10 protein-coding genes and 1 riboswitch are annotated in these 13,664 nt (G+C 59.8%); of the genes, 6 read left to right on the top strand and 4 right to left on the bottom strand.

The features are described 5' to 3' along the window. The first annotated feature begins 140 nt into the window (after positions 1 to 140). Positions 141 to 1,124, top strand: coding sequence for an N-acetyl-D-Glu racemase DgcA (gene dgcA, locus AC5SEO_RS20600; RefSeq protein ID WP_113291759.1), 984 nt, complete (start codon positions 141 to 143; stop codon positions 1,122 to 1,124). Positions 1,125 to 1,369: 245 nt separating this feature from the next. Here dgcA and AC5SEO_RS20595 read toward each other — a convergent pair whose 3' ends face one another. After that, a complete protein-coding gene (locus tag AC5SEO_RS20595) occupies positions 1,370 to 2,206 on the bottom strand; it encodes a UDP-2,3-diacylglucosamine diphosphatase (protein WP_025593573.1) in 837 nt (278 codons plus the stop codon). A 229-nt stretch (positions 2,207 to 2,435) separates the two neighbouring features. On the opposite strand from AC5SEO_RS20595, the gene AC5SEO_RS20590 reads away from it, so the two are divergent. Both AC5SEO_RS20590 and AC5SEO_RS20585 read left to right on the top strand, forming a co-directional pair. Next, complete coding sequence (locus AC5SEO_RS20590; protein ID WP_003515491.1) at positions 2,436 to 4,751, top strand: NADP-dependent malic enzyme; 2,316 nt, start codon at positions 2,436 to 2,438, stop codon at positions 4,749 to 4,751. A 135-nt stretch (positions 4,752 to 4,886) separates the two neighbouring features. After that, complete coding sequence (locus AC5SEO_RS20585) at positions 4,887 to 5,987, top strand: DUF2865 domain-containing protein (protein WP_065658610.1); 1,101 nt, start codon at positions 4,887 to 4,889, stop codon at positions 5,985 to 5,987. Positions 5,988 to 6,056: 69 nt separating this feature from the next. Here AC5SEO_RS20585 and bluB read toward each other — a convergent pair whose 3' ends face one another. Together bluB and AC5SEO_RS20575 are read right to left on the bottom strand one after the other, a co-directional pair. Further along, the gene (bluB, locus tag AC5SEO_RS20580) at positions 6,057 to 6,773 is read right to left on the bottom strand and encodes a 5,6-dimethylbenzimidazole synthase (protein WP_025593576.1); all 717 of its coding nucleotides are present in this window, start codon (positions 6,771 to 6,773) and stop codon (positions 6,057 to 6,059) included. Between the two features lie 98 nt (positions 6,774 to 6,871). Then, positions 6,872 to 7,057: riboswitch (cobalamin riboswitch) on the bottom strand. A 128-nt stretch (positions 7,058 to 7,185) separates the two neighbouring features. Then, complete coding sequence (locus AC5SEO_RS20575) at positions 7,186 to 8,016, bottom strand: TolB family protein (RefSeq protein ID WP_065702470.1); 831 nt, start codon at positions 8,014 to 8,016, stop codon at positions 7,186 to 7,188. A gap of 192 nt (positions 8,017 to 8,208) precedes the next feature. On the opposite strand from AC5SEO_RS20575, the gene AC5SEO_RS20570 reads away from it, so the two are divergent. Next, complete coding sequence (locus AC5SEO_RS20570) at positions 8,209 to 8,586, top strand: VOC family protein (protein ID WP_065660897.1); 378 nt, start codon at positions 8,209 to 8,211, stop codon at positions 8,584 to 8,586. Between the two features lie 148 nt (positions 8,587 to 8,734). Here AC5SEO_RS20570 and AC5SEO_RS20565 read toward each other — a convergent pair whose 3' ends face one another. Continuing rightward, positions 8,735 to 10,414 (bottom strand): NAD+ synthase, encoded by a 1,680-nt coding sequence (locus AC5SEO_RS20565; RefSeq protein WP_013636243.1) that lies wholly within the window; start codon positions 10,412 to 10,414, stop codon positions 8,735 to 8,737. A gap of 231 nt (positions 10,415 to 10,645) precedes the next feature. On the opposite strand from AC5SEO_RS20565, the gene AC5SEO_RS20560 reads away from it, so the two are divergent. Both AC5SEO_RS20560 and AC5SEO_RS20555 read left to right on the top strand, forming a co-directional pair. Beyond that, on the top strand, positions 10,646 to 12,586 hold the full coding sequence (locus AC5SEO_RS20560; RefSeq protein WP_162692071.1) for an LTA synthase family protein: 1,941 nt from the start codon (positions 10,646 to 10,648) through the stop codon (positions 12,584 to 12,586). Between the two features lie 109 nt (positions 12,587 to 12,695). Next, a complete protein-coding gene (locus tag AC5SEO_RS20555) occupies positions 12,696 to 13,229 on the top strand; it encodes a DUF1003 domain-containing protein (protein ID WP_003515504.1) in 534 nt (177 codons plus the stop codon). The last annotated feature ends 435 nt before the right edge of the window (positions 13,230 to 13,664 follow it).

Genomic DNA, 13,664 nt, shown 5'->3' with positions numbered 1-13,664 from the left:
GCTCCGAGCGAGTGCAGCCGTCACGAGATTCTTAAAGGTTTCATAACGGTTTGGCCTTCGGCAAGCCACAGTGACAGCCGACAATTCGCGATAAATTTGGCGTCATGTGTCTTTTAACGCCTGTCAGGAAGTGAAAAAACATGCCCCGTTACCTTCAAGCCACAACAGAACGTTTCGCCGTTGCTGGCAGCTTCACTATTTCACGCGGCACTCGCACACATGCGGATGTCGTAACGTGCACCATCCGCGATGGTTCCTTTACCGGCAGAGGTGAATGTGTGCCCTACCCGCGTTATGGTGAAAGCATCGAAGGCGTTATCGCCGATATCGAAGCGATGGCTGAGCAGATTGCCGGCGGCCTGACACGGCATGAATTGCAGCAGGTGATGAAACCCGGCGCCGCCCGCAATGCAGTGGATTGCGCACTATGGGACCTCGAAGCCAAGATGAGTGGCAAAAGTGCTGCCGAACATAGTCTCGGACACGCGGCAAAACCGCTCCTTACCGCCTATACCATCTCGCTTGCCGATCCCGAGACCATGGCGGCGAAAACGGCGGAAAACGCTGGCCGCCCGCTGCTGAAGATCAAGACAGGAACGGCGGATGACGAGGCGCGCCTGCGGGCCGTGCGCACCGCAGCACCTGACGCGCGCATCATCATCGACGCCAATGAGGGCTGGAACGACGATAATATCGAATATTATCTGAAACTCGCAGCGGAACTGAACATCGCGCTCATCGAACAGCCGCTTCCCGCCGGCAAGGACGCCATCCTGGCCCGCATCGACCACCCGGTCCCCATCTGCGCCGATGAAAGCGTGCATTCCACCAAGGACCTCGCAGACCTGCGCGACCGTTACGATGCGATCAACATCAAGCTGGACAAGACTGGCGGTCTCACGGAAGCACTTGTCATGAAGGCAGAGGCGGAGCGGCTAGGCTTCATCATCATGGTCGGCTGCATGCTCGGCACCTCGCTCGGCATGGCTCCCGCCGTTCTGGCCGCTCAGGGAGCCGCCTTCTCCGATCTCGACGGCCCGCTGATTCTCAGGCAGGACCGGCAGCCGGGCCTCGTTTACGAGGGTTCGCTGGTTTATCCGCCGCAGCCGGAGTTGTGGGGATAAGAGCCCTCGTTCGGGTTTCGTGTGAAAGCACTACGCCGCACATCGCAATAGTCTTTGCAGTATCACGTAAACTGTATGACCAGCCTTGCCTCACACTCGGCGTCATCCTCGGGCTTGTCCCGAGGATCTATCCACGTCGCGCGAAATCAATCGGTTGCAAATCCTTGGGACAAGCCCAAGGATGACGACAGAGAGCTGAACCATCCCGCGCTTAGGGATCGCCCTGCCTGTTGAAACAACCCCAATCAGGCCGCGTGCTTGCCAATCAGACCTGGAATATCCACCGGCTCCATCTCGTCCGATGTCTGCGAAGGGACATCGCTCGTCTGCATCCAGGTGATCAGCTCGAAAGTGCCATCGGCATTTTCGGCAATCGCAGTGCAGCTTTCCACCCAGTCGCCGGTGTTGATGTAGCGGATGCCGTCCATGTCTTCCATCACGGCGTGGTGGATATGGCCACAGATCACACCATCCACATTGTTGCGGCGCGCCTCGTCGGCCACTACGCGCTGGAACTCGCCGATGAAGTTGACGGCGTGTTTGACCTGCAATTTCGCCCAGGCCGAGAACGACCAGTAAGGCAGGCCGATGCGGCGGCGCACCGCAGCAAGGACGATGTTAATCGCAATCGCCGCGTCGTAGGCCCAGTCACCGAGATAGGCGAGAAGGCGGGCATTGCGCACCACCACGTCGAACTCGTCGCCATGGATGATGAGATATTTCTTGCCGTCTGCCGCCTCGTGGATCATGCGCTCGGCCACTTCGATACCGCCGAAATGCATGCCCGGAAACTCGCGCAGGAATTCATCGTGGTTGCCGGGAATATAAACGATACGTGTTCCCTTGCGGGCCTTGCGCAACAACTTCTGCACCACGTCGTTGCAGCCCTGCGGCCAGTACCAGCTGCGGCGCAGGCGCCAGCCGTCGATGATGTCACCGACCAGAATGATCGTATCGGCCTCGTGATGTTTCAGGAAGTCGAGCAAAAAATCCGTCTTGGCCGCCTTGGAACCGAGATGGACATCCGAAATGAAAAGCGTTCTGAACTGTCTGGTTTCAATTTGACCGGCCACGGATTTAATCCCCTTGTTCGGTTGCGTCCCTGCGGCTTTCTTCCCTCTCAGAACCAGACTCGTGTTGCAGCAACATGACAATGGCCGGTTTTTGTATGGAATATGACTGATGGCATCACGAAAACGCGAATAAGCCATGCCCGCATTTGCATAAGGGGGCGGCAAATAACGGCTGTACCACGGGAAAGTTTGTTGTATTCAGAGGGCCGGAATTGAACCAGACATGACGGTGGAAGACATGACCTCTCACGATAAGAACAACACGCCCGCCAACACGGCAAAGGCCGACATCGAGGAACAGGCGCTCTTTTTCCACCGCTACCCGCGCCCCGGCAAGCTGGAAATCCAGGCCACCAAGCCCCTTGGCAACCAGCGCGATCTGGCGCTTGCCTACTCGCCGGGTGTCGCCGCCCCCTGCCTCGCCATCCATGAAAATCCGGAAATGGCAGCGGAATATACCGCCCGCGCCAATCTCGTTGCAGTGATTTCCAACGGTACGGCAGTGCTTGGCCTTGGAAATATCGGCCCGCTTGCGTCCAAGCCTGTTATGGAGGGCAAGGCCGTCCTCTTCAAGAAATTCGCCGGCATCGACGTTTTCGATATCGAGATCGATGCGCCCGGCATCAACGACATGGTCTCCACCATCGCAGCGCTGGAACCCACCTTCGGCGGCATCAACCTTGAAGACATCAAGGCGCCCGAATGTTTCGAGGTGGAGCGCCAGCTGCGCGAGAAGATGAACATCCCGGTCTTCCACGACGATCAGCACGGAACGGCGATCATCGTCGCCGCCGCCGTCACCAACGCGCTGGAACTGGCCGGAAAATCGCTTTCGAGCGTCAAGATCGTTGCGTCAGGCGCCGGTGCGGCAGCCCTTGCCTGCCTCAATCTGCTTGTCGCCATGGGCGCAAAGAAAGAAAACATCTGGGTCCACGATATCGAGGGTCTCGTTTATGACGGCCGCAACTCGCTGATGGACGAGTGGAAGGAAGTTTACGCGCAAAAGACCGACAAGCGGGTTCTGGCCGACTCGATCGACGGCGCCGATGTCTTCCTCGGTCTTTCGGCGGCAGGCGTGCTGAAGCCGGAACTTCTGGAGCGCATGGCGGAAAATCCGCTGATCCTGGCACTTGCCAACCCCAATCCGGAAATCATGCCGGAAGTGGCCCGTGCTGCCCGCCCGGATGCGATGATCTGCACCGGCCGTTCGGACTTCCCGAACCAGGTCAACAACGTGCTGTGCTTCCCCTATATCTTCCGCGGCGCGCTGGATTGCGGCGCAACCACGATCAACGAGGAAATGAAGATGGCCGCCGTGCAGGCCATCGCCGAGCTTGCCCGCGAGGAAGTCTCGGAAGTCGCCGCCAAGGCCTATAGCGGCGAAACGCCGATCTTCGGCCCGAACTACCTCATTCCCTCGCCTTTCGATCCGCGTCTCATCCTGCGCATCGCACCGGCCGTTGCCCGTGCTGCCGCCGCAAGCGGCGTCGCCGCCCGGCCAATCAGCGATTTCGAAGCCTATCTCGACCAGCTCAACCGCTTCGTCTGGCGTTCCGGCTTCATCATGAAACCGGTCTTCAACGCCGCCAAGGTTGCCGAAAAGAAGCGCATCATCTTTGCTGAAGGCGAAGACGAGCGCGTGCTGCGCGCCGCACAGGTGCTTCTGGAAGAAGGCACCGGCATCCCGATCCTCATCGGTCGCCCGCAGATCATCGAAACGCGCCTGAAGCGCTTCGGCCTGCGTATCCGCCCGAATACCGATTTTGCGGTGGTCAATCCCGAAGACGATCCGCGTTACCGCGACTACGTCGATGATTATTTCGCCCTGGTCGGCCGCGCCGGCATCAACCCGGAGGCGGCCCGCACCATCGTGCGCACCAACTCCACGGTCATCGGCGCGCTGTCGGTGAAGCGTGGTGAGGCGGATGCGCTGATCTGCGGTCTGGAAGGCCGCTACGACCGGCACCTGCGCGACGTGAACCAGATCATCGGCAAGCAGGAAAGCGTTCGCTCTTTCGCAGGCCTCAGCCTGCTCATCACCCAGCAGGGCGCGCTGTTCCTCACCGACACCTTCGTCAACAACGATCCGACCTCCGAAGAAGTGGCCGAAATGGCCATTCTCGCGGCAAAGGAAATCCGCCGCTTCGGCATCACGCCGAAGATCGCGCTCGCCAGCCACTCCAATTTCGGGTCGCGCGATTCGGAAAGCGCCCGCAAGATGCGCCGCGCCCTGAAGATCGTGCAGGCAGCGGCACCCGAACTGGAAGTGGACGGCGAAATGCAGGGCGGCTCGGCACTTTCGGAAGCGCTGCGCAAGCGCGCCATGCCCAACAGCGTGCTGACCGGCGAAGCGAACCTGCTGGTCTTCCCGAACCTCGATGCCGCAAACATCACGCTCGGCGTCACCCGCACGCTGACGGAGGGCCTGCATGTCGGCCCCATCCTGCTTGGCACGGCTCTTCCCGCCCATATCCTGTCGCCCAGCGTCACCTCGCGCGGCGTTGTCAACATGGCGGCCTTTGCCGTCGTGCAGGCATCGCACCCTTCGGTGTGATGAAGGCGTATTAACGCAGTTTTGAACATGCTGTTGCCGCATTGCGGCAACAGCTTATGTTATCTTCCTGAAACACGGATTTCCCGAAGCATAACACCCTCGCCACCGGCCGGGGACATCGAACGGATCGCACCATTGACCCGGCGCCGCAGCATTATCGGCCTCCTGCTTCCCCTTGTTTTCATCGCCCCGGCCGCTGCTTTCGCGGATCAGGTCTGCGATACGCTTTATGCGCAGCTGCGCGAACCGCCGCGTGTCATCGGCAACACCGCCGAGGTACGGCGTTACGCCAATGCGCTCACCCGCCAGAACATCGAGATCCGCAGGATCAGGAACGATCTGCGCCGTTACGGCTGTTCATCCGCAAGCGTCACCGTTTATGGCAGCCCGAATGCCGAACTCTGCGCAGAGATCAGCGACGCGATGGCGGATGCGCAGAGCGAACGCGATGCCATCATCCGTGACCGCGACTATGCCATGGCGGCCCAGGGCAGCGATGATAGCGACATCAGACGCCAGCGCATTCTCGCCGCACTCGACGCCAATGGCTGCAGCGCCATTCCGGAAACGGAAGCGCGCCAGCCGACGGCACCCGATGTGACACGTTACCCCGACGCCTTCGGCGAACAGAGCAATCCGCCGGGACAGGCAGGGCTTTCGCCCTACCCCAATGCCGCTGCTGAAGGCGGGCTCAGGACGCTGTGCGTGCGCACCTGCGACGGCTCGTTCTTCCCCATCGCTTCCAATGCCTCGCCGCTCGATTTCCGTGCGCAGGCCGAACAATGCCAGAAAATGTGTCCGGGTACGCAGACGGAGCTTTATTTCCACTCCATGACGGAGCAGGAAACGGCTGACATGGTCTCGGCTGAAACAGGAAAGCCCTATAAGGACCTGCCGACCGCCTTTGCCTATCGAAATGCCTCAACCAAAGCCCCAGGCTGCGCCTGCAACATGGCCGCCTATCACGAGGAGATGAAGCAGCAGGAGGCTGCGCGGCCGGAAGCTGAGAAACCCTATTCAAGCATCACGACCATTCCATCACCGCAAGGTGACACCTCCAAAAAACCCACCGAACTGCAGCAGGCCGCAAAGCCGCCGGAACAACCGGTTCCGGAACGCGACTATGACCCGAACAACAGCAGGGTCCGCGTCATCGGCCCTAAATTCCTGCCCGACCAGACAGGCCGGATCGACCTGAAGAACCCGGCGCTGAAGGGCATTCAGCCGCAGCAATAGCTCCCATCAGGCACACGGTATGGAGTTGGCAACGCTCTGTCTCACTCACAAGACGGTCGCGTCTTCTCTTTACCGTCCACCCCAGCGATTGCGAAACACCAGCTCCTCCAGCGGCACGCGCTGGCGCCACCCCTTCACCGCCAGTTCCGGCTCGGTATAAAGTGTATCGACGCGGCCGAGGCATAGCCAGGCGACGATCTCGATGTGGTCGGGAATCTCGAGAATGGTGCGAATGTCGCTATCGTGGAAAATGCTGACCCAGCCGACGCCGATGCCTTCGGCGCGCGCTGCAAGCCAGAGGTTCTGGATGGCGCAGACGGTGGAATAGACATCGGTGCGCGGATTGTGGGTACGGCCCAGCACCACCTTGCCGCCACGCGTCGGATCGCAGGTGACGCAGATGCTGAGCGGCGCCTTGCGGATGCCCTCAAGCTTGAGGCTGCGGTAAAGCGCCTGCTGCTCCCCCTCGAACATCGCCGCCGCCTCGCCATTGGCGCGGCTGAAGGCAACCCAGGCTGCCTGCCTGACCGCACCGTCAGTGACGAGCGTGAAATTCCACGGCTGCATGAAACCGACCGAGGGCGCGGAATGCGCCGCCTTCAGCAGGCGCTCGACCACATCTTCCGGCAATGGATCCGGAAGGAACTGGTCGCGCACATCACGGCGGGTTTCGATGGCACGGTAGATCGCCTCTCGCTCCCCCTCGGAAAACGGGTAGGCGGGCGAAAGCGCGTGATCGAATGCATTTGCGTCGAGCGAACTGGTCGCGAGTGGATCGGTCGGCATCGTCTATCCCCAACAATGCTGGCGCGCCGCCACGAAAACCGGCTCCGGTTTTCGCCTGCACGACGCGCTGCTGCAACAACCTGCCGCCGTCCACGCGGTCTGGTCTATCCTGTCAGGCCGGTCTTCTGACTCGGCTTCATCCGCCCACTTTCGCCTTCCCGAATGGATTCAGTGGCATCAAGAAAAAGGGCATCCGCCTCACAGCGCTGGGCACGTTCCGGTCTTGCACCGGATTCCCGATTCTCCCGCCCTAAAGGGCAGGCACCTGACGAAGAAGCTTATGAGCAACAAAGATTGCAAATACAAGTATCTTGCGCAGCGATGCGGCAATGTGACCGTGGCCACCTCACCGGCGTATTGCGGCCTTCAGCCGCCGCGCAGACGCGCGCCAGCTGAAGCACTCCCTACCGCATCACCCAACAGGAAAATACCGCACATAAGCGAACTCATCCCCGTCCGGTGACCAGTTGGGGGAATTCATCGTTCCCTGCCCGCCGAAAAGGTCAAACAGCGTTTCGGCATTGCCGCCATCCATATCCATCAGCCGCACGCGCACGTTGAGGTCGCGCGGATGGTCGAAGACATCGGCGTCGTAGGAGACGAAGACGACCTTGTCACCGCTGGGGGACGGATGCGGGAACCAGTCGCCATAGGCGCTGTCGGTGATACGCTCGACGGCCGAGCCATCCACCCGCACGCGCCAGATCTGCATCTGGCCGGTGCGGCTGGAGTTGAAATAGATCCATTCTCCATCCGGCGAATAATCCGGCCCGTCATTGCGGCCCTCACCATGGGTAAGGCGTGTCTCAACACCGCTGTCTATGTCCATGGAATAAATATCGAAAACCTGATCGCGAATGCCGCAATAGGCGAAACCTTTCCCGTCCGGCGACCAGCCGTGCCAGTAGGACGGAAGGTTCTTAGTCATCAGACGCGGCGTTCCGCCCGTCGAAGGCAGCAGATAGATGGCACTCTTGCCGAACTCCACCTTGTCGGAAATGGCATAAAGCGAACCGTCAGGCGAAATGCCGTGGTCATTGTTGCAGATTGTCGCAAAGCCGGTATCGACCTTTTCCGGCGAAGGGTCGCCGGCAAGTGACAGGCGATAAAGCAGACCGTCGCAGTTCAGAAGCAGGTATTTCCCGTCCGGCGACCAGTTCGGAGCCTCGAACAGCTCCGGCGTCTGCCAGACCACCCGCATCTGCCGAGTGCGGATGTTGAAGATTTCGATGGAACTGCGCATGCTGCCTCCCGGGCCTGTCGATCGTCTGGCGTGGAGCGTTGAATGGCACAAACATTCCGTTTGCATCCGCCACCGCCGTGATTATGATCCTATTGCCGCAGGCACCGCCCTGCAAATTCAAATAGGAAAAAACAGCAGCGTTCCGGCACCGCCCGCTCCCCTGCCCGTTTCTCCCAGATCCGAGGTTCCGCGATGAACACCATCGCCGATCACGGCATCCGCTTCGGTCGGATCGCCGCAATGCTTCCTGTCAAGAATATCGAGAAGGCCCATGACTTTTATGTCCGTGTGCTGGGCTTCGAAAAGACCTTCGAAAACGGCAACCCTGTCGGTTTCATGATCCTGAAACAAGGTAATGCCGAGTTGCACCTGACATTGCAGTCGACGCACAAACCGGCCCCCTTCAATGTGGCGCATATGCTGGTCAGCGACGCCGGCGCGCTGCACGCGCTTTGCAAAAGCCACGGGCTTCGCATCATCAAAAGTCTGCAGGACAAGGATTATGGCCTGCGGGCCTTCGTTTTCGAAGACCCGGATGGTAACCGCATCGATGTGGGGCAGGTTATTTAACGAGATAGGGAGACGGCGCGGCGTGTCCGCGCCGTTGGAGGAAAAGGATGCTTCTTCGCCATCGATATATGGCGAAGCCGCAGCATCCGCACTCCGTCACCCCGAACTAGATTCGGGGTCCAGCAAGCTCCCCCATGCCCTCCTTCGACTACCTGTCCCTGAAACGGTTGGTAATCGGATAACGGCGATCGCGGCCGAAGTTCTTCTTGGTGATCTTCACCCCGGGCGCGGATTGGCGGCGTTTGTATTCGGCGAGATAGAGCAGATGCTCGATCCGGTGCACCGTCGCGATATCATGGCCACGCGCGAGGATTTCCTCGACCGACATTTCCTTTTCCACCAGGCACTCCAGAATATCGTCCAGCACCGGATAGGGCGGCAGCGAATCCTGGTCTGTCTGGTTGGGTCGCAATTCGGCGGATGGCGCCTTGGAGATGATATTGGCGGGGATCACTTCGCCGGATGGCCCGAGCGCGCCCGGCGGCACATGGGAATTGCGCCAGCTGGAGATGGCGTAGACCTGCATCTTGTAGAGGTCCTTGATGGGATTGAAACCGCCATTCATGTCGCCATAAAGCGTCGCATACCCCACCGACATTTCCGACTTGTTGCCTGTTGTCACCACCATCGAGCCGAACTTGTTGGAAACGGCCATGAGAATGGTGCCGCGTGTACGGCTCTGCAGGTTTTCTTCGGTAATGCCTTCTTCCGTGCCTTCGAACATTTCCGAAAGCGCCGAAAGGAACCCATCCACCGGTTCGGCAATGGGCACGATATCGTAACGGCAGCCAAGCGCCCTGGCGCAATCGGCTGCGTCCTTTAGCGAATCCTCGGAGGTGTAACGATAGGGCAGCATGATGCAGCGCACCCGTTCTTCGCCCAGCGCATCAACAGCGAGCGCAGCGCAGATCGCCGAATCGATACCGCCGGAAAGGCCGAGAACAACGCTCTTGAAGCCGTTCTTGTTGACGTAATCGCGAAAGCCCAGCATGCAGGCGCGGTAATCCGCCTCCTCGCCTTCAGGGATTTTCGAGAAAGGACCGCTCTCGCAGCGCCAGCCTTCTGCGGTGCGTTTCCAATCGGTGACGGCAAGGGTCGCCTCGAACTGGCTCATCTGGAAGGCAAGGGTCTTGTCGGCATTGAAACCGAAGCTCGCGCCGTCGAAAACCAGCTCGTCCTGCCCGCCAAGCTGATTGGCGAAGACCAGCGGCAAGCCGCTTTCGATTACTTGCTTCAGCGCCACCTGATGGCGCACATCCAGCTTGCCGCGATAATAGGGCGAACCATTCGGCACCAACAGGATTTCCGCCCCGCTTTCGGCAAGCGTTTCGCACACACCCATATCGTTCCAGATTTCCTCGCAGATCGGAATGCCGATCCTGACACCGCGGAAATTATAAGGACCGGAGATCGAACCTTCGGCGAAAACACGCTTTTCATCGAACTCGCCGTAATTCGGCAGGTCGATCTTGTCACGCAGCGCGATGATCTTGCCGCCATCCAGAAGCGCAACCGAATTGTGCCGGCCCGTTTCGCCCTGACGCGGAAAACCGATGACGACGCCCGGCCCGCCATCGGCGGTTTCCGCCGCCAGTTCTTCCACGGCCTTCAGGCACGCTTTCAGAAAAGCCGGCTTCAATACCAGGTCTTCCGGCGGATAGCCGGATATGAACAGCTCGGTCAGAAGCAGGAGATCGGCACCCTGCGTCGCCGCATCGGCCCGTGCTTCGCGCGCCCTGGCGAGATTGCCCGCCACGTCGCCAACAGTCGGATTGAACTGCCCGACGGCAATTCGAAGATGGTTTTTGATGTCGTGTCTGTCGCTCATGGCTTTTCAATACCGCGCCCGTGCCCGCTCCGCAACGCGGCAATTGCATGCCGCACCACCTTGATAGGATGAAGCCGCAACCGGCATTCACGCTAAGGTTATCACCGCACCGGCCACACTCCGCAAAGTTCATGTCGCGTTCATCGCGCTTATGTGACAGTTACATGACAGTTTTGCGACGCCCCGATTCACCTCCCCGAATTGCGCGGTGTTGCCTCGTAATACCGGAGTATGAGTTTGAGAAATTCGGCGCCAAAAACAACGGCTTCCGAAAAGGCTGATTTTGTCTTTTCGCCTGCATGGACGCGGAGCCTTTCCAAGCTTTCGGGCAAGGCCTACACGCTTGCCAATCTGACGTTTTCGTCGGTCGTGCTTGTCGTCGCGCTGGAATGGATCGCCCGCGGTTCGCTAGTTGATGTCGGCACCTTCCTCACCTCATCCGCCCGCCCCGGCATGACCACCATCGCCGCCGTGCTGCTGCTGCTCGTAGCGCTGGATTCCATCCTCGGCCGCCGTTACCTGTCGCTCATCGCCGTTGCGCCGCTTTGCGCGCTGACAGGGCTGATTTCCGCGCAGAAACAGACCTATCTCTCCGATCCGCTTTATCCCTCCGACCTGCTGTTCGGCCGGCAGATCCTCGAGCTTCTGCCCACCATGCTGAAAGCCCAGCCGCTGACGGCCGTGCTGGTCGGCCTTGGCCTTTGCGCCACGGTTGCGGCCCTTTCCACCCTGTGGCTGCTGGCGCGGCGTTATTCGCCGGGCTTGAGCTGGCGCGAACGCGCCGCAGGTCTTGTGCTGGCGCTGCCGCTTCTGGCCGGCCTCGCCTCGCTCATGGACTATTCGCATTATTCGTGGGTGCGCGATCGTCTCAACATCATCCCCATGATGTGGGATCAACAGGAGAATTACCGCCATAACGGTTTCCTGATGGCCTTTGCCTTCAATATTCCCATGGCCAACGTCTCGGCGCCGCAGGGTTACGGCGAAAACAGCATCGCAGACCTGACCTCGGAACCCGCCGCCTTTGCCGCCAACACGGGCGATTACCCTGATGTCATCATGTTGATGAGCGAATCGCTTTGGGATCCGACACGGCTTGAAAACGTGAAGCTCTCTGCCGATCCGATGCCCAACATCCGCGCCAAGCAATCCGGCAACGTGTTCTCGCCGGAATTCGGCGGCATGACGGCGAATGTGGAATTCGAGGCGCTGACCGGCTTTTCCAACGCCTTCCTGCCCTATGGCAGCATTCCCTACCAGCAATATATCCGCCGCCCGGTGCCCTCGCTTGCCAGCTTCTTCCGTGGCGAAGGGTATTCGGCCATCGCCATGCATCCGTTTCAGGAATGGTTCTGGAACCGCAAGGAAGTCTACAGGAATTTCGGCTTCGAGGAGTTCCGCTCGGAAGAGACATTGCCGCCCATGGAAAAGCGCGGCAACTTCGCCTCCGACGACGCGCTGATGGACCAGATCATGGTGGCCGCGGACGATGCGCGCAACCCGCTCTTCCTCTTCGCCGTCACCCTCCAGGGACACGGACCTTACGAGGCGGGCCGTTATGCCAGCGACACCATCGGCGTAGAGGGCGATCTTTCCGCTTCCGCATCGCAGGCGCTTGGTACCTATGCGCAGGGCGTGGCGGAGGCCGACGACGCCCTTCTGAAGCTGATGCGCTGGGCAAAAAAGCGCGAGCGCGAAACCATCATCGTGCTCTTCGGCGATCACCTGCCGCCGCTTGGCCAGACATTCGTGGAAAGCGGCTACATGCCGGGCATGGTGGCCAGCCGCCGCGCGCCGCTGGAAGTCATGAAAAAGGAACACGAGACGCCGCTCGTCGTCTGGTCCTCGAAGACAGGCGTGCGCAAGAATATCGGCACCATCAGCCCGGCGCTGTTGCCCTATCACGTACTGAAAACAGCCGGTTTCTCAGACCCCTTCTATACGGGGACTTTGGGCGAAGTGCAGGATGCGTTTTCCGTCGTCGACCGGCATATGCTGGTGGCAACGGATGGCAAGGCCCTGCCCGACTGGTCGATTTCACCCAATTCCATTCCGGACGTGGTGCGCAATTATCGCCTGCTGCAATTCGACATGATGTTCGGCGAGCAATATGGCCGAGAGCGCTTCTTCCCCGGCTTCAACTGGGTAAATGACGCTACACCCTCCGTCTGATGGGGCTGGATGCCTAAACGGCATGGCAGCGGAAATCGTTTGAATTCCATTGCCATGCGGGTTTATCTCGACAGGGCCGTAACGAACCATCAGCACCACGAGAAGCACCGTGTCAGACATCTCCGACTATATCGTTTCGCACTTCAAGCGCTCCTCCCGGGAAATCGGCGAGGTCGAGCGTCGTATTCTGGAACTGTCGCACCAGAAAAAGCTGGTCTCGACCGACACCAATGCGGAATTTTCCGCCGGGGCAAACCTGGGCGACAGGCTGGCCGACAGCATTGCAAGGGTTGGCGGCTCCTGGGGATTTATCCTCAGCTTCTGCTTTTTCCTGGTGTTCTGGGCAATCATCAACACCATCGTGCTGACGACGCGGGCCTTCGACCCCTACCCCTTCATCTTCCTCAATCTTCTGCTCTCCATGCTCGCGGCCATTCAGGCGCCGATCATCATGATGTCGCAGAACCGGCAGGCCGCTCGTGACCGTTTCGAGGCCGCCAAGGATTATGAGGTGAACCTGAAAGCCGAGCTTGAGGTGCTGTCTCTGCACGAAAAGATCGACGTGAAGGTACTGGCCGAACTGGCAGCACTCAGGCAGGACCTCGCTGCCCTTCACCGCCATGTGACCCGGAAAGAAGACTGACGAGAAAGAACCGGCGCGCGAAAATCCATCCCCGCTTTTCCCCGCCCCGCCTTACCCTGTTATCTTGACTGCAGTCCTGCCGGGTAGACGCCAGACGTGGCGTAAACCGAAGGACGGTCCTGGTGGTGGGAACGGTGGCACGTTCATGGTGACAGGACCATTTCGCAAAAGGCCGTGCACTGCCTCTTGCGAAATACGGCTTTCTGGAAAGGCCCGGTCGCGCAAGCATCCGCCCACTCCAACCCCAATCAGCGCGTGACCGGGCACAACCCGTCTGAAACCACGAAAACCCGACGGCGAAGGCCGTGCCGGGCGCAAAGGCGCATCTTTGCGTCGCAAAACGACACGCGGACAAAACGGTTACGAATCCGTCAGATTATTGCGCTACAGATTGACGCAGGCGTTTGTTGCATTGCACTCTTGTGTGCAAGGCTG

Source organism: Agrobacterium sp. K11 (genome assembly GCF_059429395.1).
This window is presented reverse-complemented; position numbering and strand designations above follow the sequence as displayed.